General features: G+C 65.0%; 21 protein-coding genes. 20 read left to right on the plus strand and 1 reads right to left on the minus strand.

Annotated elements, in window-relative coordinates; all coding sequences use genetic code 11:
* Positions 1 to 116 precede the first annotated feature (116 nt).
* The gene (locus tag U0042_RS25570) at positions 117 to 527 is read right to left on the minus strand and encodes a GreA/GreB family elongation factor (RefSeq protein ID WP_114814289.1); all 411 of its coding nucleotides are present in this window, start codon (positions 525 to 527) and stop codon (positions 117 to 119) included.
* Positions 528 to 974: 447 nt separating this feature from the next.
* Between U0042_RS25570 and U0042_RS25575 the strand changes: the two genes are divergently transcribed.
* The 20 genes from U0042_RS25575 to U0042_RS25670 all read left to right on the plus strand — a co-directional run bounded on the left by U0042_RS25575 (position 975) and on the right by U0042_RS25670 (position 25,170).
* Positions 975 to 1,838 carry a DUF1223 domain-containing protein gene (locus tag U0042_RS25575; RefSeq protein ID WP_114814288.1) on the plus strand — a complete coding sequence of 288 codons (864 nt, stop codon included), beginning with the start codon at positions 975 to 977 and terminating at the stop codon, positions 1,836 to 1,838.
* Between the two features lie 23 nt (positions 1,839 to 1,861).
* On the plus strand, positions 1,862 to 2,518 hold the full coding sequence (locus tag U0042_RS25580) for a cytochrome b/b6 domain-containing protein (protein WP_232833536.1): 657 nt from the start codon (positions 1,862 to 1,864) through the stop codon (positions 2,516 to 2,518).
* An 11-nt stretch (positions 2,519 to 2,529) separates the two neighbouring features.
* Positions 2,530 to 3,309 (plus strand): molybdopterin-dependent oxidoreductase, encoded by a 780-nt coding sequence (locus tag U0042_RS25585; RefSeq protein WP_114814287.1) that lies wholly within the window; start codon positions 2,530 to 2,532, stop codon positions 3,307 to 3,309.
* A 143-nt stretch (positions 3,310 to 3,452) separates the two neighbouring features.
* A complete protein-coding gene (locus tag U0042_RS25590; RefSeq protein WP_114814323.1) occupies positions 3,453 to 3,674 on the plus strand; it encodes a pentapeptide MXKDX repeat protein in 222 nt (73 codons plus the stop codon).
* Between the two features lie 577 nt (positions 3,675 to 4,251).
* Positions 4,252 to 4,959: an energy transducer TonB gene (locus U0042_RS25595; RefSeq protein ID WP_114814322.1), complete on the plus strand. Its 708-nt coding sequence runs from the start codon at positions 4,252 to 4,254 to the stop codon at positions 4,957 to 4,959.
* 78 nt (positions 4,960 to 5,037) lie between these two features.
* Complete coding sequence (locus tag U0042_RS25600; protein ID WP_114814286.1) at positions 5,038 to 5,937, plus strand: MotA/TolQ/ExbB proton channel family protein; 900 nt, start codon at positions 5,038 to 5,040, stop codon at positions 5,935 to 5,937.
* 6 nt (positions 5,938 to 5,943) lie between these two features.
* Positions 5,944 to 6,366: an ExbD/TolR family protein gene (locus U0042_RS25605; RefSeq protein ID WP_017777874.1), complete on the plus strand. Its 423-nt coding sequence runs from the start codon at positions 5,944 to 5,946 to the stop codon at positions 6,364 to 6,366.
* A gap of 9 nt (positions 6,367 to 6,375) precedes the next feature.
* On the plus strand, positions 6,376 to 6,804 hold the full coding sequence (locus tag U0042_RS25610) for an ExbD/TolR family protein (protein ID WP_114814285.1): 429 nt from the start codon (positions 6,376 to 6,378) through the stop codon (positions 6,802 to 6,804).
* A 66-nt stretch (positions 6,805 to 6,870) separates the two neighbouring features.
* Complete coding sequence (locus U0042_RS25615) at positions 6,871 to 8,082, plus strand: tetratricopeptide repeat protein (RefSeq protein ID WP_114814284.1); 1,212 nt, start codon at positions 6,871 to 6,873, stop codon at positions 8,080 to 8,082.
* A gap of 275 nt (positions 8,083 to 8,357) precedes the next feature.
* Positions 8,358 to 8,942 (plus strand): helix-turn-helix domain-containing protein, encoded by a 585-nt coding sequence (locus tag U0042_RS25620; protein ID WP_114814283.1) that lies wholly within the window; start codon positions 8,358 to 8,360, stop codon positions 8,940 to 8,942.
* Between the two features lie 341 nt (positions 8,943 to 9,283).
* A complete protein-coding gene (locus tag U0042_RS25625; RefSeq protein WP_114814282.1) occupies positions 9,284 to 12,022 on the plus strand; it encodes a TonB-dependent receptor plug domain-containing protein in 2,739 nt (912 codons plus the stop codon).
* An 80-nt stretch (positions 12,023 to 12,102) separates the two neighbouring features.
* Positions 12,103 to 13,989, plus strand: a complete 1,887-nt coding sequence (locus U0042_RS25630) for an extracellular solute-binding protein (protein ID WP_114814281.1) — start codon at positions 12,103 to 12,105, stop codon at positions 13,987 to 13,989.
* An 8-nt stretch (positions 13,990 to 13,997) separates the two neighbouring features.
* Positions 13,998 to 15,047 carry a microcin C ABC transporter permease YejB gene (locus U0042_RS25635; RefSeq protein ID WP_114814280.1) on the plus strand — a complete coding sequence of 350 codons (1,050 nt, stop codon included), beginning with the start codon at positions 13,998 to 14,000 and terminating at the stop codon, positions 15,045 to 15,047.
* On the plus strand, positions 15,001 to 16,143 hold the full coding sequence (locus U0042_RS25640; RefSeq protein ID WP_114814279.1) for an ABC transporter permease: 1,143 nt from the start codon (positions 15,001 to 15,003) through the stop codon (positions 16,141 to 16,143). The genes U0042_RS25635 and U0042_RS25640 overlap by 47 nt, the downstream gene beginning before the upstream one ends.
* Positions 16,143 to 17,789, plus strand: a complete 1,647-nt coding sequence (locus U0042_RS25645; protein ID WP_419150465.1) for an ABC transporter ATP-binding protein — start codon at positions 16,143 to 16,145, stop codon at positions 17,787 to 17,789. The genes U0042_RS25640 and U0042_RS25645 overlap by 1 nt, the downstream gene beginning before the upstream one ends.
* A complete protein-coding gene (locus U0042_RS25650; RefSeq protein WP_114814278.1) occupies positions 17,786 to 19,222 on the plus strand; it encodes a TldD/PmbA family protein in 1,437 nt (478 codons plus the stop codon). Before U0042_RS25645 ends, U0042_RS25650 begins: the two co-directional genes overlap by 4 nt.
* On the plus strand, positions 19,222 to 20,583 hold the full coding sequence (locus U0042_RS25655) for a TldD/PmbA family protein (protein WP_114814277.1): 1,362 nt from the start codon (positions 19,222 to 19,224) through the stop codon (positions 20,581 to 20,583). Before U0042_RS25650 ends, U0042_RS25655 begins: the two co-directional genes overlap by 1 nt.
* 105 nt (positions 20,584 to 20,688) lie before the next feature.
* Positions 20,689 to 21,252, plus strand: coding sequence for a GNAT family N-acetyltransferase (locus U0042_RS25660; protein ID WP_114814276.1), 564 nt, complete (start codon positions 20,689 to 20,691; stop codon positions 21,250 to 21,252).
* Entirely contained in the window at positions 21,249 to 21,875 is a 627-nt protein-coding gene (locus U0042_RS25665) for a GNAT family N-acetyltransferase (RefSeq protein WP_232833535.1), read from the plus strand. The genes U0042_RS25660 and U0042_RS25665 overlap by 4 nt, the downstream gene beginning before the upstream one ends.
* 16 nt (positions 21,876 to 21,891) lie before the next feature.
* Entirely contained in the window at positions 21,892 to 25,170 is a 3,279-nt protein-coding gene (locus U0042_RS25670; RefSeq protein WP_114814275.1) for a multidrug efflux RND transporter permease subunit, read from the plus strand.
* Positions 25,171 to 25,270 lie beyond the last annotated feature (100 nt).

The following is a 25,270-nucleotide window of genomic DNA, read 5'->3' on the forward strand; positions in this document are numbered from 1 at the left end:
AGATACACCGGGCGGTTGCCCGTTGGCAACCCGTCTTCCACCGCTCCTGCAATGGCGTGGGCATGCGTCGCCCGGCCTTCGCGGCGCGCGAAAAACTGCGCTGCGCCGCGGCAATTTCATGATGACGTGTCGTTAGCCGCTTCGGGCTGATACAGGATCTTGTCCACCTTCATCGCTTTTTGCACGCCGCCCGGCGTGGTGAAATGAATGTGTTCGCCGCGCTTTGCACCGAGCAGCGCGTGGCCCGCCGGCGAAAACACGTTGAGCCGGCCGTGCGCCACGTCGGCCTGCGGCGGGTACACGACCGTCCACGTCATGGATTCGCCCGTCTGTTCGTCGAGCAGCACGACCTGCGATCCGATCGTCACCACATTGCGCGCAATCTCATGCGCATCCACGATGGCCGCATGCTCGAGCAGTTCGTCGAGGAGCGGTTGCCGTTGATGTGCGAGCGCGGGCTCGGCCGCGAATTTCGTGAGGCGGGCCACTTCGAGCTCAGTCAGATAGCAGATCTTTTTCTTCTTCACAGCGGTTCTCCTGTTCGATCCAGAAAAGAAAGCTTGCGGATGCGAGTGGCCCGGAGCCCGATCGGCCGGCTCCATAAGCTTGAGGGAGGGCTGGTTCAGATCGGGCGCCGGGCGGGGGAGAGCGGCGCGGCGGCAAGACCGGCAAGGCGCGCTCGCGCGAACGTACGGCGAACACGCGTGCCCGCCATACCCGTTCGGTAATGGCGATGCATGAGGCGCGATGTTCGGGTACGGGGCGCGGGCATGGGAGGAGCGGACGTTAGCGCAGGCGCGTATCGCGCGAGGCATTGAGCAGACGGAACGAATTCATCATAGCACCGCGCCCGTATGCCGGCTGGTGAGCGCGTCGGCGGTCGTCTTTGCATCGGGGCAAATTTTTTTTGCGGACGCTGTCATAAGTGGCCCGCACCGCCGACCAACGTGCAGTTTCCTCAATTGGAGCGGGCCATGCAGAGTAGAGACGGATGGATGAGCACGAGGCGCGTAGGGGCGTTCGTGCTCGCGTGGGCGGTGAGCGGCGTGGCGCAGGCGGCATCGCTCTGCTCGGCGCGCAGCCCGGCGCATCGCGTTGCACTGGTCGAGCTCTATAGCAGCGAGGGTTGCAGCAGCTGCCCACCCGCGGACCGCTGGCTGAGCCAGTGGAAAGACGGCGGCGCGGCGAGCGGGATCGTACCGCTCGCTTTACACGTCGATTACTGGAACAGTCTCGGCTGGACCGATCGTTTTTCGCAGCACGGCTTCACGGAGCGGCAACAAAGCCTCACCGAGCGCGCTGGGGGCCATCTCGTCTATACGCCCGAAGTGTTCGTTTCGGGGCGTGAACTGCGTAGCTGGTCGCAAGACACGAGTTTCGATGCACGTATCGCGCAGGTGCGCTCGCAGCCTGCCGAGGCCGACGTCACGATCACGCTCGAACCGAAAAATATCGATTCGGCATCCTCAGCAATGAATTCGGCGGCATTGACGCAACCGATGCGCGCCATGCTCGATGCGCGATTCACGGCCCACGGCGCAGGCGAGCATGGTCCGTTGGAAGCCTACGTTGCGGTCTACGAAAACGCGCTCACGACGCAGGTGCGTGCCGGCGAAAACAGTGGCGCGACCTTGCATCACGATCGTGTGGTGCGCGAGTGGATCGGCCCCGTCGCACTCGATGCCGGACACGCGCAAATCAGGCGCGAGATCGACTTGCCGACCGATGCCCGCAACGCACCTCGAGCCTCGCGCGGATCGTTCGGTGTAGTCGCTTTCGTCGAGGACGCAACGAGCGGCGACGTCCTCCAGGCAGCCGACCTACCTGCCTGCCACTGACTGGATTTTTCAAGGAGACCGATATGGCCACACCCAACACGAGCGCCCGCGAGTTGCATCGCGACGCGCCTGCCGGGAAAGGCGCGCATCCGCCCGGCGTCATTCATCCGCTGTGGCTGCGCCTCACGCACTGGCTCAACGCGCTCACCGCGCTGGTGATGATGTTTTCCGGCTGGCGCATCTATAACGCGTCGCCGGTATTCGCGAGCTTCAGTTTCCCGAATGCCGTCACGTTAGGCGGCTGGCTGGGTGGTGCGCTGCTGTGGCACTTCGCGGCGATGTGGCTGCTCGTTTTCAACGGACTCGCTTATCTCGCATTGAATCTCGCCACGGGGCGGTTCGCGCGCAAGTACCTGCCGCTCACGCCGCGCGCCATTCTGCGCGATCTTGCGGGCGCGCTTACCGGCAAGCTGTCGCATGCCGACCTGCGCCACTACAACGCCGTACAGAGGGCCGCGTATGTGTTCGTCATCGTCGATCTGATCGTGCTCGTGCTGTCCGGGCTCGCCGTCTGGAAGTCGGTGCAGTTTCCGCTCCTGCGCGACGTGATGGGCGGCTACGACAACGCACGCGTCGTGCATTTCGTCGCAATGTCGTTAATGGCTGCATTCGTCGCCGTGCATCTCGTGATGGTGGCAATCGTTCCGCGCTCGCTTGTCGCGATGTTGCGCGGGCGTTAAGGAGAAGCGTCATGAGCATGGAAAACAGGAAGACGGTCGCGAAACTCGACCGCGAGTCGATTCTCATCGACGCGCGTCGCGAACTCGCCATGCCGGCGCGCCGCGCGTTCGGCAAGCAGTTGATGAGCCTGGGCAGTCTCGTGATGCTGACCGGCTGCAACGTGACGGACGAAGACTCGGTGAATCACTTCTTGCGTGCAGTTTCGCGTTTGAACGATCGCGCCCAGGCCGCGATCTTCGACCCCTACCGCCTTGCGCCTACTTACACCGAAGCGCAGATCACGCGGCCGTTTCCGTTCAATGCCTACTACGGCATCGACGAAGTACCCCACGTCGACGCGTCTGCCTACCGTCTCACGGTAAGCGGTCTCGTTACCGGCAAGCGTGTGTGGACACTGCCGGAACTCTACGCGCTGCCGCACGCCGAGCAGATTACGCGGCACATCTGCGTGGAGGGCTGGAGCGCAGTCGGACGCTGGGGCGGCACACCGTTTCGCGAGTTTCTGCGGCGCGCAGGCGCGGACACGACGGCGAAGTACGTCGGCTTCAAATGTGCCGACGACTACTACGAAAGCATCGATATGCCGACGGCGCTGCATCCGCAGACGCTGCTCACGTTCGAGTACGACGGCGAGCGCCTGCCGGCGAAGTATGGATTCCCGATGAAATTGAGAATGCCCACCAAGCTCGGCTACAAGAACCCGAAGCACATCGTGGAAATCTTCGTTACTAACACGTTCCCTGGCGGCTACTGGGTCGATCAGGGCTACAACTGGTTCGGAGGCTCCTGACGCGCGCGGGCGGCGACGCGCAGGCGATCGAAGCCGCCCCGGACGGCAGGTGCTTCAGAAAGCCCGGCTGCGCATGGTGCGTAGCCGGATACACACACCTCATCACAACCCATGGAGTGATCAACATGAAAACGCTGAAGAAGATGACGATGGCAGTCCTGACGATTTCGCTGATGACCGCCGGCGGTGCCGCATTCGCGCAGGAAGCAAGCGGCGCGATGGCCCATGACGCCATGTCCCACGACGCCATGTCTCATGACGCGATGTCGAAGGACAACATGAAGCACGACAAGATGGCAAAGAGCGACAAGATGAAGAAGGGCGACGCGATGAAGCACGAAGCGTCGGGCGCCATGAGCAACTAAAGAAGAGGAGGTCAGCGCGACCGACTCGTTGTTTCGGGGCGCGCTGTCATGCAGGAGCCGGGGTTTACCCGGCTTTTTTATTTTGATCGAAAGAAGTGGTAAGGCATTGCCGAACCGGCAATGAAATGATGCGCCTTGGAGGCGGCTTTTTACATGGTTAAGGTATTTGAACGAGATGTAAATGGAATATTTGTATTTTGTAATTAATAAGAAAGGCGGCGGTAATGTATTCCGCTGGAGCCGCGTCAAATAAGGCTGTAGCGGCGGCGTTCATGCACGCCACATTAATTGTGACAATGGGGCGTTTGGCCTTTCGAGGGATTATTCTAAAAAGTGTATGTTGTCATCAAAAAAAGTTTGACCGCCCATTTTGAAGTGACTATCTTTGCACCCCATCCAGTCCGGCGCGCAACTTTCGGTAAGGCTCTGGAACATGGCGTGCGCTCCCGCAATCATTGTCGGCCGCCATCGCTTCGCTATCGTGCGTCGGGCTCCATTGCAGTCGATTAGTACCACTATGTAGTACGGCAGGTGCGGTGGTTACGGAAAAGTGCAGTTCACGCAGGGAGGTGTGAAGGTGGTCTCGAAAGTCGAAGGGCAGTTTCCTGCCGCGGCGGGTCGGCTGGCAGGACAGGGGCGTCCGCGCCAGTTCGGTCGCAAGCAGCAAAGTCCCGCGCGCCGTTTCGGCGGTATCGCTGCCGTCATCCTTCTGCACGTCGTACTTGTCTATGCGCTTCTCAACGGCCTTGCGACCAAGGTCGTTCACGTCATCCAGCATCCCATCGAAACGAAGATCATCGAGCCGGTGAAGCCGCCGCCTCCGCCGCCGCTGCCCGTGGTGCAGCTGCCGCCGCCGAAGTTCGCGCCGCCTCCGCCGCCGTTCGTGCCGCCGCCCGAGGTGCAGGTGCAGGCGCCGCCGCAGCCCACCATCACGCATCAGGCCACGCCCGTGCAATCTGCGCCGGCCGTTGCGCCGCCGGCACCGCCTGCGCCTGTGGCCCCGGCCAAGCCCGTGAGCCACGAGATCGGCGTGGTGTGTCCGAACTCGGATCAGGTGCGTGCTTCGATGACGTACCCGAAGGAGGCGCAGGAAAACAACATCACGGGCGACGTCCTGATCGAATTCGTCGTGGACCCCGAAGGGCACATCACGAACGAGCGTGTCGCGCAGTCGGCGGATCCGGTTCTCGATCGCGCTGCGTTCAACACGGTGAGGCGCTTCAACTGCATTTCTCAAGGCCAGGCTGTCCGTGTACAGGTTCCGTTCTCGTTCAACTTGAACTGAACACGCCGCACGTGCGGTACCGGTAGCGATTGATTAACGAGTCAGGTTGTACAGGTTCAACGGACAAGTGGAGTGGATATGAACAAGCGTACTCTCGCCGCTCTTGCGGCAGGCATCGTGATCGCCGCAGGCGCGGTGGATACCTTCGTGGCGCCGCAGGCAGCGTGGGCCCAGGCGAGCGATGCGACAGCTACGGCACAGGCTGCGCCTCAAACGGCTGCACCCGCTGCCGACCAACCTGCGCCGCCGCCCGCGCCGGCCAGCACCGAAGCGGTCGAGAATCCCTATGGTCTCGGCGCCCTCTGGAAGAACGGCGACTTCGTCGCGCGTTTCGTGCTCGGCCTGCTCGTGGTGATGTCGATGGGCAGCTGGTACATCATGATCACCAAGTTCTTCGAACAGTTCCGCGCCAACCGCCGCGCGAAGGCGGCCGACGAACAGCTGTGGGCCGCGCCGTCGCTCGCAGAAGGCGCAAAGCAGCTCGAAGAATCGTCGCCGTTCCGCTTCATCGCCGAGACCGCGATCGAAGCCGGCGAACATCACGACGAAGCGCTGCTCGAAGCCGTGGATCGCAATACCTGGATCGACGTCTCGGTCGAGCGCGCCATCACGAGCGTATCGAACCGCCTGCAGGACGGCCTCGCGTTTCTCGGCACGGTGGGCTCCACGGCGCCGTTCGTGGGCCTCTTCGGCACGGTGTGGGGCATCTATCACGCGCTGACGGCCATCGGCATCGCAGGGCAGGCGTCCATCGACAAGGTGGCGGGCCCCGTGGGCGAAGCGCTCATCATGACGGCCATCGGCCTCGCAGTGGCCGTGCCCGCGGTGCTCGGCTACAACTTCCTCGTTCGCCGCAACAAGTCGGTGATGGAGCGTGTGCGTGCGTTCGGCGCGCAACTGCATACGGTAGTGCTGGCGGGCGGCAAGCGCCCGGCGCGCGTCGGCGCCAAGGCGCAGCTCGTCGAACAGGCGGGGTAACGAGCCATGGCCATGACCGTCGGAGACGCAGAGAGCGACGAAGTCATCTCCAACATCAACACCACGCCGCTCGTGGATGTGATGCTCGTACTCCTGATCATTTTTCTGATCACGATTCCGGTCGTCACGCACACGGTGCCCCTGCAATTGCCGAAGGAGCGTATCCAGCCGCTGCAAACGCAGCCGAAGAGCATCGAGATCGCGGTGAACCGCGATGGCGATTTCTTCTGGAACGAAACGCACGTGGACGCGCAGACGCTGCTGGATCGCCTGAAGACCGTATCGGTGCAAACGCCGCAACCCGAAGTGCACGTGCGCGGCGATCAGAGCACCCGCTACGAGTTCATCGGCCGCGTGATCACGGCGTGCGAGCGCGCCGGCATCGCGAAGGTTTCATTTATCACTGAGCCGCCCGCGCGCGGCGGCTAGGAGTCGACGATGGGGATGAACGTATCTTCGGGCGGCGGCAGCGAACCGGAAGTGATGGTCGACATCAACACCACACCGCTCATCGACGTGATGCTGGTGTTGCTGATCATGCTGATCATCACCATTCCGATCCAGATGCACGCCGTGAAGATGGACCTGCCGGTGGGCAACCCGCCGCCTCCGCCGAAGCAGCCCGAAGTCGTGCAGATCGATATCGACTTCGACGGCACGACGACCTGGAACGGCACGCTGGTGCCCGACCGCGCGGCGCTCGAAGCGCGGCTCGCGCAGGTGGCGGCCGAGCCCGACCAGGCCGAGATTCACCTGCGCCCGAACCGGCTCGTGCCGTACAAGGACGTCGCCGCCGTGATGGCTGCGGCACAGCGTGTGGGCGCGACGAAGATCGGGCTGATCGGCAACGAGCAGTACATGCAGTAGGTGTGGCACGTCACAACAGCAAAGCACACCCAGGCAATTCGCAATCGAAAGAAAGGCAAGGCACCGATGACTCATCAATGGTTCAGGGTGGCGCCAGTGCGCCGGGCCGCGATCGCGGCCGCCTTCGGCGGACTGTGCGCGCTCGCGGCGCTGCAATCGGCACAGGCTGCCGACACGTTGCGGCCCGACGTGGCGAAGCCGCTCAACGCGGCGCAGGACCTGTATCGCGCGCACAAGTACAAGGACGCGCTCGCGAAGATCGCGCAAGCGGCGGCCGTGCCGGACAAGACGCCCTACGAGGACTACATGGTGCTCGAAATGCGCGGCGCCGCGGCGATGGCGGCAGGCGACGACGCAACGGCGGCCCAGGCCTACGAATCGCTGCTCGGCTCCGGCCGGCTCAGCGCCGAAGACGAACAGCGCACCACGGCCGCGCTCGCCGGCATCTACTTCCAGCAGAAGAACTACGCACGCGCCATTGCCACCGCGCAGCGCTACCAGAAGGCAGGCGGTGCGGACCCGCAGATGCGCACGCTGCTCGTGCAATCCTGGTACCTCTCGGGTGATTGCGCAAACGTGGTCGCATCGCTGAAGTCGAGCGTCGATGCGCAGACGCGCGCCGGACACGCACCCGAAGAGGCGCAACTGCAACTGCTCGGCACCTGCGCGCAGCGCGTGAAAGACGACGCGTCGTACCGTGCGGCGCTCGAAAAGCTCGTTGCGTATTACCCGAAGCAGTCGTACTGGGACGACATGTTCCACGCCATACGCGCGAAGTCCGGCTATTCGTCGCGTCTCGACATCGACACGTATCGGCTGCGCCGCGCCACAGGCGCCCTCAACACGCCCGAAGACTACATGGAGATGACGCAGCTCGCGATCGTGGCGGGAACGACGGCCGAAGGCAAGCAGGTGATCGATCAGGGCTTCGCGTCGGGCGTGCTGGGTCACGGCGCCGACGCCGATCGCGAGAAGCGCCTGCAGGCGCTTGCGGCAAAGCGTGCGCAAGGACCGGCGGACAGCGCCAATCCCGTGGTACCCGTCGACGCCGGTTTCAATCTCGTGTTCGCGGGCCAGGCGAAGCAAGGCATCGAGCAGATGGAAGCCGCCATCAAGAAGGGTGGTCTCGATCATCCGGATCAGGCGCAACTGCATCTGGGCGAGGCGTATTACATCGCCGGCGAGAAGGCGCGTGCGGTGCAGGCATTCCGCGCAGTGAAGGGCACGGATGGCTCCGCGGATCTCGCAAGGTTGTGGCTGCTCGTGGCCGCGAAGTAATCGTGGGCCGGCTGAACGCTTCACGTTGCCGTATGAGCGTGACTGAAGTGAAGAAGGGGAGATGAAGACGTCGCGAACCGATCGCTGCATGCGCAAGTCTGGCTCGGCGCACGCGCGACGAATGGGTTTCACGTGGCTTTAAAGCGGCCTATGTTCGCCCTTTAAAGCCGCGGGAAACCCGGCATTTCAGTGTGCCGACAGGCGAAAGCCCTTAGCCATGCGAAACATGATTTGCTTTTATCAAACAAATTTTGACTACGGGATTGTGTCTTGCTATGGTTTCGCCACTCGATAACAAGGCACGCGCCGCGGTACACGCTGTGGCGATCGGCAGCAAGATTCGGGCGCTTCGCCACAGACTCCGATACACGCTGGCGGAAACGGCGGAAGCGGCGGGCATCTCGAAGCCCTTTCTTTCGCAGGTCGAACGGGGGCATGCCACGCCGTCCATCACGTCGCTGGTGGGCATTGCGGAAGCGCTGGGTGTGAACGTGCAGTACTTTGTCGAGACACCGAACGAAGCACGGTCGGTATGCCGCGGCGAAGAGTTGAAATTCTTCGGGTTCGCGGATTCGGCGAATCTGTTCGGACGCCTGACGAATCTGTCGGACGACCGTAAGCTGGAAGCCATTCTGGTCAGGATGCCGGCGGGACAGCAGCCTTCCGAAGTGACCACGCATGCAGGCGAGGAGTTCCTGTATGTGGTCCGCGGACAGCTCTCTCTCACGCTGGAAGGCACGACATTCGGATTGCAGGCGGGCGACAGCGCGCATTACGCGTCCACGGTGCCGCATGGATGGACGAATACGGCCGCTGAAGAAACCGTACTGGTCTGGGTGGGCACGCCCAAGTTGTTCTAGCCGTACGCAATACCCCGTCGTTTTGTGCGAGCTTCGCTGTGCTCGTGACTTAGGATTGCTGAACTGTAAGTGTTGATTGTCGTGCTCACGTCATGCGTAGGGCGCGCGGCCGGGTATTGCCTGTTTCCGGCTCTCGCGCATTTAAGTCATGCACACGGCAATAACGCGATCAGACGTAGTGATTGGGTTTTGAAGCGGGAAGTTCTTGCAGTACTTGTTTTTGGCGTCTGGGTGAAGACGGGTGACCGGGCCTGCGAAGCTTGAATTCGGCGAGCGAAGAGGACGGATAGACCGGTTTGGGATAACAACTTGACCTTATTGACTGGGTAAAGAAGGGGAATATGAAGCTAACTGTTCTAGGATCGGCCATCCGAAAGATACTATGGGCCGAAATGGCATTGACGGCGGCACTCGGCACGTCCGCCTTCGCCCAAACGCCGCCGGCCACCACCGGTTCGTCGAACGCGGCGCCCGCCGCCGATGCCCAACCCGCCGCTGCCGCGCCGGCAGCCGCATCGGGTGCGGTAACGGCTGGAGCACCGGCCGTCAAGAAACTGCAGAAGTTCGAGGTAACAGGCTCGCTGATCCGCTCGGCGGACAAGCAAAGCAATCTCGAAGTGCAGACCATTACCGCGAAGGACATCCAGCAGAGCGGCTACACCACGGTAGCCGACTTCCTGCGCGGCACCGCGGCGAACTCGGCAAGCAGCTGGTCGCAGAGCACGATGAACACCTCGGCACCGGGCGGTGCGGGTATCGCGCTGCGCGGCCTGAGCGAAAAGTACACGCTGGTGCTCGTCGACGGTCAACGCGTGGCGAATTACGCGCAGGCGGTCAACTTCACCGACACGTTCTTCGACGTCAACTCGATTCCGCTCAACATCGTCGATCACATCGACGTCGTGAAGACGGGCGCGGTTTCCGTGTACGGTTCGGACGCCATTGCGGGCGTGGTCAACATCGTCACGAAGAAGAACTTCCAGGGACTGCAGATCGACGGCCAACTCGGCAAGGCGCAGCATCCCGGCGACGGGCAGGGCAGCTTCAGCGTATTGGGCGGTTTCGGCGACCTGAATTCCGATCGCTTCAACGTGACGGCGGCCGCAAGCTACTACCGCGATAGCGGTTCCACGCTTGCCGATCGCGACATGACGAAGAACCAGGACTTCACGCAATATCCGGGCGGTCTTGCCGCGCCGCTCGGCCCCAACCAGCAGTCGTACTGGGGCCCCGCCGGCTCCACCACAGCGCTTTCCCCGTGTCCGCCGGGCAGCAGCGCCGCGAATACGGGCGGCGCATCGTGTACGTACAACACGGCTGCCGGCACCTCGCTGATTCCTGCTACCACACGCCTCAACGCGAAGGTGCGTGCCACCTTCAAGATCGACGACACCACCGAAGCCTATGCAGGCTTCTGGGCAAGCCGCGACGAGACCGTTCAGCTCGTCGGCCCCGCCGCGCTGTCGAGCACGTCGAACTTCTTCACGCCTTCCACGGGCAGCGTGACGCAGCTTTCGCGTACGGTACCGGCCTCGAACCCGTTTAACCCGTTCGGCGTGCCGACGCCGATCAACCTGACGTTCCCGAACAACGTCGGCGTGGCGGATACGGTTTCGACGTACTGGATGGCATCCACGGGCGTGAAGGGTTCGTTCGACACGGCGAAGTTCGGCTCGTGGGACTGGTCTCTTGACTACGGCCACTCGCAGAGCACGGTCGACTCGACGTTCACGAACCGCCTCAACGTGGCGGGCGTCGAGAACATGCTCGCCAATGGTACGTACAACTTCTCGAATCCGGCTGCGACGCCGAACGGCCTGAACGGCGTGTTCAGCGACGACAACCAGCAGGCCATCTCGAAGCTCGACAGCGTCATGGCGAAGACGTCGACGACGAACCTGTTCACGCTGCCCACGGGCAACGTGGGCTTCGGTATCGGTACGGAATTCCGTCACGAGTCGTCGCTCATCAATCCGCAGACGCTGGCAGGGCAGGGCATCATTTCGCCTGCGAACGTGCAGACCGTGGACGCGTCGCGCAACGTGGCGGCAGCGTTCTATCAGGTCGACATTCCGATCCTGCACAACCTCACGTTCACGCACGCGGGTCGCTACGACCACTACAGCGACTTCGGCGGCGCATTCTCGCCCAGCTTCGCGCTGCGCTTCCAGCCGGTGCGCATGCTGACGACCTACGCGTCGTACAGCCGCGGCTTCCGCGCCCCGACGGCCGTGGAAAACTCGCAGGCGGTCTATCTGGGCCACCAGAACCTCGTGGACCCGAATGACCCGAGCGGCGTGCCCACCAAGCACTTCACGACGGAGCAGACCACCGGCAACCCGAACCTGCAGCCTGAGCACACGAAGAACTACAACATCGGCTTCGAGCTCTCGCCGGATGCGACCACCGACATCGGCGCCGCGTTCTACAAGGTGCACATCGACAGCGTGATCGGCACCGCCGATCCGAACGCCGTGCTCGACCAGAACGATCCGTCGAAGGTCATTCGCAATCCTGACGGTACGGTGCGTTACATCGTGCAGCCGTTCGTGAACCTCGGTTCGCTCGATACCGACGGCTTCGACATGAACTTCCGCAAGGCGGTTCGCACGTCGCTGGGTACCTTCACGCTGGCCGGTGACTGGGCCTACGTGTGGCACTTCAAGCTCAACACGCCGGGTGCCCCCACGCAGGACTTCGCGGGCAACAACCTCGCGCTGCTGCAGCCGTTCGGCGCAAGCAACCCGCGCTGGAAGGGCAACACGAGCCTGAGCTGGGACTACCATATGTTCACGACGACGCTCACGTGGCAGTACACGGGCCCGTACACGAACGCGGTGGCCGCGGAGTTCGGCGACGGCGGCACGCTTTCGGTGGCGTCCTACAGCCAGTTCAACCTGATGGCGACGTACCGCGGCATCAAGCACTGGACGATCTACGGCGGCATCACGAACCTGTTCGACCGCAAGCCGCCTTTCGACGTGGAATGGCAAGCCGTGCCGGATATCACGGGCTACGATCAGTCGCTGTACACGAACCTCGGCCGGTTCTTCCAGGTCGGCGCGACGTACCGCTTCTGATGCTCTGACGGCCTCTGCCGATGGACACGCTGCTTCCCGCCCGGAAAGAAAAAGGCGGGAAGCAGCGGATCGAGTGACCCATGACGAAACTCCAGATGTATCGCGTATTTCGCACGATGTTCCTTCGGCTAGGCGCCGTCGCATTTGGCACGATGCTCGCGGCGCACGGGCTGCCTGCCGAAGCCAAACCGTTCCTTGCCCAGTTCGGCAATCCGAAATATCCACCGGATTTCACGCACTTCGACTACGCCGACCCGAACGCGCCGTCCAAAGGCACGCTGAATTTCCAGAACTACAACGAGCTGCAAAGCTACGACTCGCTCAATCCGTTTCTCGTCACGGGCGCGGCCGCGCCGGACATCCAGAACCTGATGTTCGATACGCTGATGCAGCGCAGCTGGGACGAACTCGCCTCCGAATACCCACTCATTGCAGACGACGTCGAAGTGGCGGCGGACGGGCGCTCGGCCACGTTCCACATCAACCCCGCGGCGCGCTTTTCGAACGGCGACCCCATCACCGCAGCGGACGTGAAGTATTCGCTCGATACGCTGAAAAGCCCGCAGGCTTCGCCGCTCTTTTCGTCGCAGTTCGCCGTGATTAAACGTGCAAGCGTGGTGGACCGCCTGACGGTACGGTTCGACTTCGCCGATGCATCGAGCGCGGCGCCGCTCATCGCGGGCGACCTGCCCATCTTCTCGCCGAAGTGGGGCATGCGCCCCGACGGCACGCGTCCCCCGTTCGATCAGATCTCGAACGTGCCGCCCATTGCGAGCGGCGCGTATCTGATCGAGCAGCGGCGCAACGACAAGCAGATCACCTACCGCCGCAACCCGCACTATTGGGCCGCGAATCTGCCTACGCGGCGCGGCATGTTCCGCTTCGAGCGCATCAATTTCCGGCTCTATCTCGACCAGTACACCAAGCTCGAAGCGTTCAAGGCCGGCAACGACGACACGGACGTCGAGTACAGCGCCACGCAATGGGCGCGCAAATACGTCGGCAAGAACTTCAACTCGGGCCTGCTGGCGAAGGGACTCTTCCCCGATGGGCCCCCGCAGATGCAGGGCTTCCTCATCAACACGCGCAAGCCGCAGTTCCAGGACGTGCGCGTGCGCGAGGCGCTCGCGCTCGCGTTCGACTACGACTGGATGAACCGCTTGATGTTCTACGGCCAGTACGTGCGCACGAACAGCTACTTCGAAGACACGCCGTTCGGCGCCACGGGCATGCCGGGACCGAAGGAACTCGCGCTGCTCGAGCCCTTCCGCAAGGACCTGCCGCCGGCTGTGTTCGGCCCGATGGTGCGTCAGCCCAGCACGTTGCCGCCGGGTTCGCTGCGCGCCAACCTGCGCCGCGCGCGTGAACTGCTGGCCGAAGCCGGCTGGCACTACAAGGACGGCGCCCTGCGCGATGCGAACGGCACGCCCATGACCATCGAGATCATCGACGACCAGCCCGGTATGGACCGCCTCATTATTCCGTACACCCAGGCGTTGCAGACACTCGGCATCAACGCGTATCTGCACGAAATCGACGCGGCGCTCTATCAACGCCGGCTCGACAACTTCCAGTACGACATGACCACGTTCATCTATCCGCCGGTCACGATTCCGGGCGTCGAGCTGCTGCGCCGTTTCGGCAGCAAGGCCGCAGGCGAGGTCGGATCGGAGAACTATCCCGGCATCCGTTCGCCCGCCGTCGATGCGCTTGTGCACGCGGCGGTGAGCGCCACGACGCTCGACGATCTGGAAACGGCCACGCGCGCGCTGGACCGCGTGCTCATCAACGAGTACTACCTCGTGCCCCAGTACTACATGCCGAACGCGCGCATCGGCTACAAGACGACGCTGGGCTTTCCCGCCGTGTTGCCGAAGTCCTACCAGTACGAGGACTGGGTGATCGACTACTGGTACTGCAAGCCGCAAGGTGCGGCACAACCCGGCACCACGGCCGCAGCGCATTGAGGACCACCATGCTCGCTTACATCATCCGACGTCTGTTGCTCATGGTGCCCACGTTGATCGGCGTCGTGACGCTGACGTTCGTCGTGACGCAATTCGTGCCGGGCGGCCCTGTCGAGCAGGTCGTGAACCAGTTGCGCCACGGCGCGCATCACGGCGAGGGCGGCAGCGGGGGCGGCGGCTATCACGGCAGCCAGGGCGTGAGCCCCGAACAGATCGAACAGATCCGCAAGCAGTTCGGCTTCGACAAGCCGCCGCTCACGCGCTACCTCATGATGCTGAAGAGCTACGCGACGTTCGACCTCGGGCAGTCGTACTTCCAGCATCAGAGCGTGTGGAGTGTGATTCGCTCGAAGCTGCCCGTCTCCATCACGCTCGGCTTGTGGACCGTGATTCTGACCTACGCCGTGTCGGTGCCGCTCGGCATCGCGAAGGCCGTGCGCAACGGGTCGCGCTTCGACACCGTGACGAGTGTGCTGGTGCTGGTGGGCTATGCGATTCCGGGTTTCGTGCTCGGCGTGCTGCTGCTCATGCTGTTCGGCGGCGGCACGTTCTGGCAACTCTTTCCGATGCGCGGCATTACTTCGGATAACTTCGAAAGCCTCTCCGCGTTCGGCCAGGTGCTCGACTATCTCTGGCACATCGTGTTGCCCGTCACCGCGGCCGTGGTGGGCAACTTCGCGATCGTCACCATCCTCACGAAGAACACGTTTCTCGAAGAGATCGGGCGCCAGTACGTGTTGACGGCGCGCGCGAAGGGCGCGCCCGAGCGCGACGTGCTGTGGAAGCACGTGCTGCGCAACGCCGCCATTCCGCTCCTCACGGGTTTGCCCGCGGCCTTCGTGGGCGCCTTCCTGAACGGCAACCTGCTGATCGAGACGCTCTTTTCGCTCGACGGCATGGGCCAGCTTTCGTACGACTCCGTGATTCGCCGCGACTACCCGGTGGTGCTGGGCTCGCTTTTTCTGTTCACGCTGATCGGCCTCATCACCAAACTCATTGCTGACGTCTGCTATGTCATCGTCGACCCCCGCATCCAGTTCGAACGGATGGACCGCTGAGACGGACGCGGCCTTGCCGGCCGCGTCGCTTTCGCCGCCCCCCCACATGCCGCAATCGCCGTCGCCGTGGCGGCGCACGTGGCTGCGCTTTCGCAGCCAACGGCTCGGCTACTGGAGCCTCGTGATCTTCGTCACGCTGTTCGCCATCAGCCTTGTCGGCGAGCTGATCGCCAACGACCGGCCGCTCGTGGTGCGCTACGAAGGGCACTACTACTTTCCGATCGTGAAGGACTACCCGGAAACGCAGTTCGGCGGCGACTTCCCTGCGAAGGCCAATTACCTCGACCCGTACATCCGCTCGCGCATCACGTCGAACGGCAACTTCGCGATCTATCCGCCCAACCATAACCACTACGACACCATCGACTACTTCGCGGTGCGCCCGTTTCCCGCGCCGCCGTCGTCGTCGAACTGGCTCGGCACCGACCAGTTCGGCCGCGACGTGCTCTCGCGCCTGCTGTACGGCTTTCGCGTCTCGGTGCTGATGGCGCTCGCGCTCACCGCGTCCGGCGTGTTCTTCGGCGTGCTGACGGGCGCGTTACAGGGCTTCTACGGCGGCCGCACGGATCTGATCGGCCAGCGTCTGATCGAGATCTGGAGTTCCATGCCCGATCTCTATCTGCTCATCATCTTCGCTTCCATCTTCCAGCCCACGCTGTGGCTGCTGTTCGTGTTGCTCTCGCTGTTCGGCTGGCTCGTGCTCTCCGACTACGTGCGCGCCGAATTCCTGCGCAACCGTTCGCTCGACTACGTGAAGGCCGCGCGCACCATGGGCCTGTCCAATCGCGAGATCATCTGGCGTCACATCCTGCCCAACAGCCTCACGCCGGTCATCACGTTCCTGCCGTTTCGCATGAGCGCCGCCATTCTCTCGCTCACGAGCCTCGATTTTCTGGGCCTCGGCGTGCCGCCGCCCACGCCGAGCCTGGGCGAGCTGTTGCAGGAGGGCAAGAACAATCTCGACGCGTGGTGGATTTCCATTTCGGCCTTTGCCGCACTCGTCGTGACGCTGCTGCTGCTCACCTTCATGGGCGACGCGCTGCGCAACGCGCTCGACACCCGCTCGCGCGGCTCGGCATTCGGAGGCGCAAAGTGATGCTGATGCCTACCTCGCCGCGCCAGCTGCTCGAAATCGAAAACCTCTCCGTCGCATTCGGCGACCGCACTGTCGTGCGCGACCTCAACCTCTGCGTGGCACGCGGCGAACGCGTGGCGCTCGTGGGCGAGTCGGGGTCCGGTAAGAGTGTGACGGCGCTCTCCATCCTGCGGCTCGTGCAGCATGCGATGTACACGGGCCGCATCCTGCTCGACGGCGAAGACCTGCTGCGCAAGACCGAACAGCAGATGCGCGGCCTTCGCGGCGCCGACGTCGCGATGGTCTTTCAGGAGCCCATGACGGCGCTCAATCCGCTCTTCACCATCGGCAAGCAGATTGCCGAGAGCTTGCGGCTGCACGAAGGCCTGCGCCCGAATGCGGCGCGCGCGCGCGGCATCGAGCTGCTCAGGCGCACAGGTATTCCGGAGCCCGAACGACGCATCGACAGCTTTCCGCATCAGCTTTCCGGTGGCCAGCGTCAGCGCGCGATGATCGCGATGGCGCTCGCGTGCCGTCCGCGTCTGTTGCTCGCCGACGAGCCCACCACGGCGCTCGACGTCACCGTGCGCCAGCAGATCGTCGATCTGTTGATCGGGCTTCAGGAACAGGAAGCGGCCGAACGCGGCATGGCCGTGCTGCTCATCACGCACGACCTCAATCTCGTGCGCCGTTTCGCGCAGCGCGTGGCCGTGATGGAGAAGGGCGTGCTGGTCGAAATCAATACGACCGAAGCGCTGTTCGCCAACCCGCAGCATCCCTACACGAAGCGGTTGCTCGACAGCGAGCCGCGCCGGCAGGTGGGCGCCGTGCCTTCGGATGCCGCGACCGTGCTCGACGTGAAGCAACTCGCTGTGGATTACCGCACGCACGCGAAGGGCTGGCGTTCGCTCTTCGGCAGTGCGTCGTTTCGCGCGCTGCACGAAGTGGATCTGACCCTGCGCCGGGGCGAGACGCTCGGCGTGGTGGGCGAATCGGGGTCCGGTAAATCGACGCTCGCGTCCACGGTGCTTGGTTTGCAGCGCGCGGCCTCGGGTCAGATTCTGATCGACGGTAAGCCGTGGTCGAGCTTGCGCACGCCGCAGGCGCGCCGCGCACTGTCCGCGCAGATGCAGGTGGTGTTTCAGGACCCGTTCGGCTCGCTGTCGCCGCGCATGACGGTCGAGCAGATCGTGGGCGAGGGCTTGCGTGTGCATCGTCGCGAAATCGCTCCGCAAGAGCGGCGTGCCCGCGTGAGCGCACTGCTCGAAGAAGTGGGGCTGCCGGCGGACGCGCTGCTGCGCTATCCGCACGAATTCTCGGGCGGCCAGCGGCAACGCATCGCGATTGCGCGCGCCCTTGCCGTCGAGCCCGAATTGCTGGTGCTCGACGAGCCCACCAGTGCGCTCGACGTGTCGGTCCAGCAGCAGGTATTGAATCTGCTCACGCGGCTGCAAAAGAAGTACGGGCTCAGCTATCTCTTCATCACGCACGACCTCGCGGTCATGCGCGCCATGGCGCATCGCGTCATCGTGATGAAGGCTGGACGAATCGTAGAAGCGGGCGATACGCTTGAGGTCCTGCGCGCTCCCGCGCATCCCTACACCCGGTCGCTGCTTGCCGCTTCCATGCAGGCGCCGCAGGCCGACACCCGCGAGGAACTGGCATGACCGACGAAAGCTGGACGCACGCGGCGAAGTCGCTTTCGAGCGAAGCGGACTTCTGGTCGCTGCGCGTCGTGGACGAGCGCACGGAAACCCACGCGGTGCGCAACGACATCGTGCAACCGCTGCGCATGGCGCGCGACCGCGGCGCGATGCTCACGGCATGGTCCGGTGCGGGCGCGGGCTACGCGGCCACGGCAGACCTTTCGGCGGCCGGCTTGCAGGCCGCGCTCGATAGCGCTCTTGCCCGCGCACGCGCGGCCGAGGCGTTCGCGCTCGTTGATCAGCGCAGCGTGCCGCGGCCTTCGGCAAGCGGCAGCTACGCGTCGCCGAACGTTCAGGCCCCGTTGCCGGGCCGTCGCGAATGGATCGAGCGGCTGGCGCGCGAATGCGCGGCGGCGCAGATCGACAGCCGCATCGTGGAGCGCACCGCGAGCGTCGAGATCACGCAGACCGAGCAGGTCTATCTGACGAGCGACGGTGTGCGCATCGAACAGCGCTTTCGTTTCGTCTTGCCGCATTTGAGCGTGGCGGCGCACGCGAACGGCGACACGCAGATGCGTTCGCTGGGCGGCCATCACAGCGGGCTCGCGCAGGGCGGCGTGGAAGTGCTCGCGCGGCGCGGCTTCGACGGTGCGGGCGTGCGCGTGGCCGACGAAGCGCTGCAACTGCTCGCCGCGCCGAACTGCCCGTCGGGCGTGCGCGATCTGCTGCTCATGCCCGACCAGATGATGTTGCAGATTCACGAGTCGATCGGGCATCCGCTCGAACTGGACCGCATTCTGGGCGACGAGCGCAACTTCGCGGGCTGGAGCTTCGTGAAGCCCGACATGTTCGGCACCTATCAATACGGCTCGGAACTGCTCAACGTCACGTTCGACCCGCAGCCGCCCGAAGAGGCCGCGTCCTACGCATTCGACGACGACGGCAGCGAGGCGAGCCGCCAGTATCTGATCCGCAACGGCGTGCTCGAACGGCCGCTGGGCGGCGCGCTTTCGCAGCAGCGCGCGCATCTGCCGGGCGTGGCGAATTCGCGTGCGTCGAGCTGGAACCGCCCGCCCATCGACCGCATGGCGAACCTCAACATCGAGCCCGGCACGAGTTCGCTCGCGGAGATGATTGCGGGCATCGAGCACGGCATTCTGATGTCGTCGAACACGTCGTGGTCCATCGACGATCATCGCAACAAGTTCCAGTTCGGCTGCGAGTTCGGACAGCTGATCGAAAACGGCCGGCTCACGCAGGTCGTGAAGCAACCCAACTACCGCGGCATTTCCGCGAGCTTCTGGCGCAGCCTCGCGGCCGTGGGCGACGAATCGACGTGGGAGGTCTACGGCACGCCGTATTGCGGCAAGGGCGAGCCGGCGCAGATCATCCGCGTGGGGCACGCGTCGCCCGCGTGCGTGTTCCGCAACGTCGACGTGTTCGGAGGCGCCTGATGGCCGAGACCTATTTCTCCAGCGACGTCGCGGCGCTCGGCTGGCAGCGCCACTTCGCGCTGCTGGCCGACGAGATCGGCCGCATGCGCCGCACCGGCGAAACCACGCTCGTGTGGTTCTCGGGCGAGCATTCGGAGTTCATCCGCTTCAACGCGGGCAAGGTGCGGCAGATCGGCAACGTATCGCAGGGCACGCTGACGCTGCGGCTGATTGACGGCATGCGCCAGGCCTATGCGAGTTTTACGGCGAGCGGCGACGCCGCCACGGATTTGCGCGAAGCGGCGGCCACCGTCGCGATGCTGCGCGAGAGCCTGCGCGATGCATCCGACGACCCGCACGTGCTCTTCGACACCACGCCGTGGACCCAGGAGACGAAGCGCACGGGCGCGCTGCCCGAGCCGCAGACGCTCGTGCGGCTCGTCGAGCAAAGCGCGCGGCATCTCGACTTCGTGGGCTTCTACGCGGGCGGCACGGTGGCGCGCGGCTTCGCGTCGTCGGCGGGCAGCCGCGGCTGGTACGAAGTGGAGAACTTCGATTTCAGCTGGTCGCTGTATGGCCCGGGCGGGCGCGCGATCAAGACCGTCTACTCGGGCGAGTCGTGGGACGACGCCGTGTTCGCCCGCAAGATGGAAGAGGCGGCGCAACGGTTGCCCGTGCTCGGCGAGGCGCCGCGCGTGCTCGCGCCGGGCCGCTATCGCGCCTACCTCGCGCCCGCGGCATTGCGCGAACTGCTGGGCACCACCGGTTGGAACGGCTTTTCGGCGCGTCAGCAGCAGACGGCGCAAAGCGCGCTGTATCGCCTGCATCGCGGCGAGGTCGCGTTCGATGCGCGCGTCACGATGACCGAAGACCTGAGCCTCGGCATCACGCCTGCCTTCAACGCGGACGGCTACTTGCGCGAGAGCGTGCCGCTCGTCACCGAGGGCCGCAGCGCGGGACAGTTGACCAACGCGCGCAGCGCCCGCGAATACGGGCTCGTGCCGAACGGCGCGCACGAAGGCGAGGTGCCCACCTCGCTTTCCATGCAAGGCGGCGACCTCGCGGCCGCAGACGTACTGAAGGCGCTCGATACCGGCCTCTACATCGGCAACCTCTGGTACGTGAATTTCTCCGACCGCCTGAACGGCCGGCTCACCGGCATGACGCGCTTCGCGACGTTCTGGGTGGAAGGCGGGCGCATCGTGGCGCCAGTCGATGCGATGCGCTTCGACGACAGCCTGTACCGGCTGCTGGGCAGCGAACTGGAGCGGCTCGACGCCGAGCCGCAACTGCTGCTCTCGGACCACACCTACGGCGAGCGCGAGACGGGCGGCATGAAGCTGCCGGGCGTGCTGGCGAAGTCGTTCGAGCTGACGCTTTGAATGGGAGACAGATCGCACGTTGCCTCGGGCACGCGAACGCCGGAACGCGGCACGTATGAAAACACGACGGAGACGACAGGTGCACACAACACGTGAGCCGCGCACATGAAGACCACGACACGCGCGCTGCCCGAAGGACTCACGCTGCGGCCGTTGAGCGAGACCGACGCGCCGCAGTTCCACGCCCTGCATGCCGACCCGACTGTGTTCCATCACGGCAGCATTCGCCTTGCCGTCGACACGGTGGAATCCACGCGCGAATGGATCGCGAAATTCGCGCCGCCCTCGGTCGCGATGGTCGCCGTGGTGGGCGAGACGCTCGTGGGCTGCGCCGAACTGTATGCCGGGCGGCTGCGCCGCGCGCACTCGGCGTCCCTCGGCATCAGCGTCCATCCCGCCTGGCACCGGCGCGGCATCGGCTCGCGTCTCATGGCGGAACTGCTCGATGTCGCCGACAACTGGCTGGGCCTGCGGCGCGTCGAACTCCAGCTTTATGCCGACAACGCGCCGGCGCTCGGCCTCTATCGGGCCCATGGTTTCGAGATCGAGGCGCGTCTTCGCGGCTATGTGCTGCGCGACGGCGTGCTCGTCGATACGCTGCTCATGGCGCGGCTGCGCGACGCCATGCCTTTCATGAACGCTGCCGCGCACGCGGCGAATATCGGATGAACCAGCAGATGGAAAAACGCGAGGAAGAACTCGACACGCCCCTGCCGGGCACCGTGGACGCAGCGCACAGCGCACATGAGCCGGGCGCGATCGTCGTGCGCCGCACGGAACCCGCGGACCTGGAAGCCCTCGCCGCACTCTTCAATCTGCCCGGCGTGCGGCGCGGTACGTTGGCCACGCCCTTTCTCGCCACACGAACGCTGGTCGAGCGCGAAGCGAAGCGCACGCACGGCAGCGTCCAGGCGATGAGCTTCTGCGCGACGCTCGACTCGCGCGTGATCGGCCACGTGGACGTCATCCCGCAGCCGCCGCGGCGCGCGCACTGCGCCGAAATCGGCATCGCCGTGCACGACGCTCATGCGGGCCGCGGCGTGGGCACCGCGCTGCTGGCCGCAGCCATTGCTTGCGCCGAGCAGTCGCTCGGGCTGCGCCGCCTCGAACTCAGGGTGTTCGTGGACAACGCCGCGGCCATCACGCTGTACCGCAAGTTCGGCTTCGTGGAAGAAGGGCGCTCGCGCGGCTATGCGATGCGCGACGGCGTGCTGGCCGACGCGCTGCACATGGCGCGCTACGTCGATGCGCCGCCGTTTGCTTCGGCAGTCGTTGCGCCTCGCGCAAACTAAGCAGGAGCCATTGCCTTTGCCGTCGTTCTTTATCGATCGTCCCGTCTTTGCCTGGATCGTCGCGCTCGCGTTCATCGTGGCGGGCGTGCTGGTGGTGCCGTTGTTGCCGGTCGCGCAGTACCCGCGGCTCGCGCCGCCGCGCATCGTGATCGGCGCGACGTACCCGGGCGCGTCGGCGGAGGTGATCGACAGCAACGTGGCGAGCGTGATCGAAGAAGGGCTCGACGGCATCGATGGTCTGCTGCACTACGAGACCACGAGCGACGCGCTCGGCAACCTCGAAATCGACGTGACGTTCGCGCCGGGTTCGAACCCCGACATCGCGATGGTCAACGTGCAGAACCGGCTCAAGCAGGTGGAGCCGCGTCTGCCGCAGCAGGTGGCGCAGCAGGGCATCGTGGTGGACAAGGCGGCCAACACGTTCCTCATGCTCGTCACGCTCACGTCGACGGACGGCACGCGCAATTCGGCCGAACTCGGCAACTACATGAGCCGCTACGTGCTGCGCGAACTGAAGCGCGCGCCCGGCGTGGGCTCGGCCGAGCTATGGGACTCCGACGAGGCCATGCGCATCTGGCTCGACCCCATGAAGCTGCGCGAATACGACCTGTCGCCCGCGGACGTGACGGCGGCCATCCGCGCGCAGAACGCGGCGGTGACCGCGGGCGCGATCGGCGATGCGCCCGCGGTGGCCGGGCAGACGCTGACCGCCTCGGTCGCCGTGAAGGGCCAGTTGCAGACGCCCGCGGACTTCGCGGCCATCGTGCTCAAGGCGCTGCCCGGCGGCGCGACCGTGCGCCTCGGCGACGTGGCGCGCGTCGAGATGGGGCGCGACAGCTACACGTTCTGGTCGCGTCTCGACGGACACCCGGCGGCCACGGTCGGCATCCAGCTCGCGCCCACGGGCAACGCGCTCGAAACGTCGAACGCGATTCGCGCGAAGCTCGCGCAGGTGTCGAAGACCTTGCCGCCCGGCGTGGCGGTGGCCATTCCGTTCGACACGGCGCACTTCGTGAAAATCGCCATCAGCGAAGTGCTCATCACGCTGACCGAAGCCGTGGTGCTGGTGTTCTGCGTGATGTGGCTCTTCCTGCGCGACCTGCGCTACACGCTCGTGCCCACGGTCGTGATTCCGGTCGCGTTGATGGGCGCGTTCCTCGCCATGTACGCGTTCGGCCTCTCGATCAACGTCTTCACGCTGTTCGGGCTGGTGCTCGCCATCGGCATTCTGGTGGACGACGCCATCGTGGTGGTGGAGAACATCGACCGCATCATGCACGAGGAAGGGCTGCCGCCGCGCGAGGCCACACGGCGCGCGATGGCGCAGATCGGCGGCGCGATCGTCGGCGTGACGGCCGTGCTCACGGCGGTGTTCGTGCCGATGGCGTTCTTTCCCGGCAGCGTGGGCGGCATCTATCGGCAGTTCGCGATTGCGATGATCGCGGCCATTCTCGTGTCGGCGTTCATGGCGCTGTCGCTCACGCCCGCGTTGTGCGCGAATCTGCTGAAGGCGCCTGCACCGCGCGAAGCCGGCGCCCGCGAAACTGGCATCACGGCGCGCTTTGCCGCGGGCGTGGAGCGCGCCTCGGGCCGCTACCGCTGGCTCGTCGTGAAGCTGCTGCGGCGCGCGGGCCCCGTCTTTGCGGTGCAGGTGGCGCTCGCCGTGGTGTGCGCGCTGCTTTATACGCGCATGCCGGGTGGCTTCCTGCCCACCGAAGACAGCGGCCAGTTGCAGGTCATGGTGCAGATGCCCGAAGGCGCGACGCAGGCGCGCACGCTCGCCACGCTCGAACGCGTGGAGGCGGTGTTGCGCCGCGAGCGCGCCGTGGGCCACGTCACGACCGTGGTCGGCTGGAGCTATCAGGGCAGCGGCCAGAACGTGGGCATGGCCTTCGTGGAACTCACGGACTGGGCGAAGCGCAGCGTCGATGCGCAGACGCTGCGCGACACGCTCAACAAAACCTTCGCGACGTTCCCCGAAGGCAGCGTGGTGGCGCAACTGCCGCCTTCCGTGCCGGGGCTCGGCCACGCCGAGGGCTTCTCGTTCCATCTGGAAGACCGCGGCGGCGTGGGCATGGAAGCGCTCGAGGCGGGCCGCGAGCGTCTGCTCGACATGGCGCGCCACGACCCCGTGCTCGCCGACGTCCATTCCGACACGCTGCCCGACGCCTCGCGCATCGTGCTCGAAATCGACCGCGCGAAAGCCTATGCGATGGGCGTGCCGTTCGACGCCATCGCCGACGTGCTGGGCAACACGTTCGGCATGACCTACATCGACGACTTTCCTGCCAACGGCCGCATGCAGCGCGTGATGGTGGGCGCGCAGGCGTCGGCGCGCATGCGCGACCAGGACCTGTTGAGCCTTTCCGTGCGCAATGCGTCGGGGCAGATGGTGCCGTTCTCGGCGTTCGCGGCGCTGCACTGGACCCGCGGCCCCACCATGCTCACGCGCTACAACGGCTACCCCGAACTCGACGTGTCCGGCCATGCGGCGCCCGGCTACAGCTCGGGCGCGGCGATGGCCGAGATGGAACGCCTCGCGGCCACGCTGCCCACCGGCATTGCGTGGGACTGGGCCGAAGCGGCGCAGGCCGAAACCGAGGCCGCGCGGCAGACGCCGCTTTTGATCGGCCTGTCGCTCGTCGCGGTGTTCATGGCGCTCGCGGCGCTCTATGAAAGCTGGACCGTGCCGCTCGCGGTGCTGATGGTCGTGCCGCTCGGCGTGACGGGCGCGATCTGCGCGATGCTCGTGCGCGGGCTGCCCGACGACGTCTACTTCAAGATCGGCATGGTCACGGTGATCGGGCTCTCGGGCAAGAACGCCATCCTGATCGTGCAGTTCGCGCGCGAACTCTGCGCGCGCGGCGTGCCGCTGGGCCGCGCCATCGTCGATGCCTGCGCGATGCGCTTCCGGCCCATCCTGATGACCTCGGCGGCGTTCCTGCTCGGCGTGGTGCCGCTCGTCATTTCGAGCGGCGCGGGCGCGGAGAGCCGGCACTCCATCGGCACGGGCGTGTTCGGCGGCATCATCGGCGCGACGCTGCTCGGTCTCGTGTTCACGCCCGTGGCGTTCTGCGTGGTGATGCAGATGACGCGGATGAGGAGCGCACGCCGCGCGCGCCGTGCGGGCCGTGCCGTTGCACGTGCGCAAAGCGTGGCGCGTCGCGCCGGTTATGCCGAGGCAGCAACCGGGCCGCATGCCGAGTCGCGGGATGCGTCGAGAAGCGGAACGAGAGAAGGGACGAGAAGCGGAACGAGAGGCGCCCTGCGCGACGGCGAGGCCGAGCCTTCGTAAATCACGCCGCACTAGCCGGGCGGACGCGAACCCCGGCGCGAACCCCGACCGGCCTGCACGTTACATTTCAATAACGGCCGCGCGCCGCGCTTATTGCATA

Origin of the sequence: Paraburkholderia kururiensis (assembly GCF_034424375.1) — a bacterium.
Lineage (GTDB): Bacteria > Pseudomonadota > Gammaproteobacteria > Burkholderiales > Burkholderiaceae > Paraburkholderia > Paraburkholderia kururiensis_A.

Excerpts from the sequence above, each read along its gene's own strand:
- U0042_RS25575 (WP_114814288.1), top strand. The coding sequence starts at position 975 with ATGCAGAGTAGAGACGGATGGATGAGCACGAGGCGCGTAGGGGCGTTC.
- U0042_RS25580 (WP_232833536.1), top strand. The coding sequence starts at position 1,862 with ATGGCCACACCCAACACGAGCGCCCGCGAGTTGCATCGCGACGCGCCT.
- U0042_RS25585 (WP_114814287.1), top strand. The coding sequence starts at position 2,530 with ATGAGCATGGAAAACAGGAAGACGGTCGCGAAACTCGACCGCGAGTCG.
- U0042_RS25590 (WP_114814323.1), top strand. The coding sequence starts at position 3,453 with ATGACGATGGCAGTCCTGACGATTTCGCTGATGACCGCCGGCGGTGCC.
- U0042_RS25600 (WP_114814286.1), top strand. The coding sequence starts at position 5,038 with ATGAACAAGCGTACTCTCGCCGCTCTTGCGGCAGGCATCGTGATCGCC.
- U0042_RS25605 (WP_017777874.1), top strand. The coding sequence starts at position 5,944 with ATGGCCATGACCGTCGGAGACGCAGAGAGCGACGAAGTCATCTCCAAC.
- U0042_RS25610 (WP_114814285.1), top strand. The coding sequence starts at position 6,376 with ATGGGGATGAACGTATCTTCGGGCGGCGGCAGCGAACCGGAAGTGATG.
- U0042_RS25615 (WP_114814284.1), top strand. The coding sequence starts at position 6,871 with ATGACTCATCAATGGTTCAGGGTGGCGCCAGTGCGCCGGGCCGCGATC.
- U0042_RS25620 (WP_114814283.1), top strand. The coding sequence starts at position 8,358 with ATGGTTTCGCCACTCGATAACAAGGCACGCGCCGCGGTACACGCTGTG.
- U0042_RS25625 (WP_114814282.1), top strand. The coding sequence starts at position 9,284 with ATGAAGCTAACTGTTCTAGGATCGGCCATCCGAAAGATACTATGGGCC.
- U0042_RS25630 (WP_114814281.1), top strand. The coding sequence starts at position 12,103 with ATGACGAAACTCCAGATGTATCGCGTATTTCGCACGATGTTCCTTCGG.
- U0042_RS25635 (WP_114814280.1), top strand. The coding sequence starts at position 13,998 with ATGCTCGCTTACATCATCCGACGTCTGTTGCTCATGGTGCCCACGTTG.
- U0042_RS25640 (WP_114814279.1), top strand. The coding sequence starts at position 15,001 with ATGTCATCGTCGACCCCCGCATCCAGTTCGAACGGATGGACCGCTGAG.
- U0042_RS25645 (WP_419150465.1), top strand. The coding sequence starts at position 16,143 with ATGCTGATGCCTACCTCGCCGCGCCAGCTGCTCGAAATCGAAAACCTC.
- U0042_RS25650 (WP_114814278.1), top strand. The coding sequence starts at position 17,786 with ATGACCGACGAAAGCTGGACGCACGCGGCGAAGTCGCTTTCGAGCGAA.
- U0042_RS25655 (WP_114814277.1), top strand. The coding sequence starts at position 19,222 with ATGGCCGAGACCTATTTCTCCAGCGACGTCGCGGCGCTCGGCTGGCAG.
- U0042_RS25660 (WP_114814276.1), top strand. The coding sequence starts at position 20,689 with ATGAAGACCACGACACGCGCGCTGCCCGAAGGACTCACGCTGCGGCCG.
- U0042_RS25665 (WP_232833535.1), top strand. The coding sequence starts at position 21,249 with ATGAACCAGCAGATGGAAAAACGCGAGGAAGAACTCGACACGCCCCTG.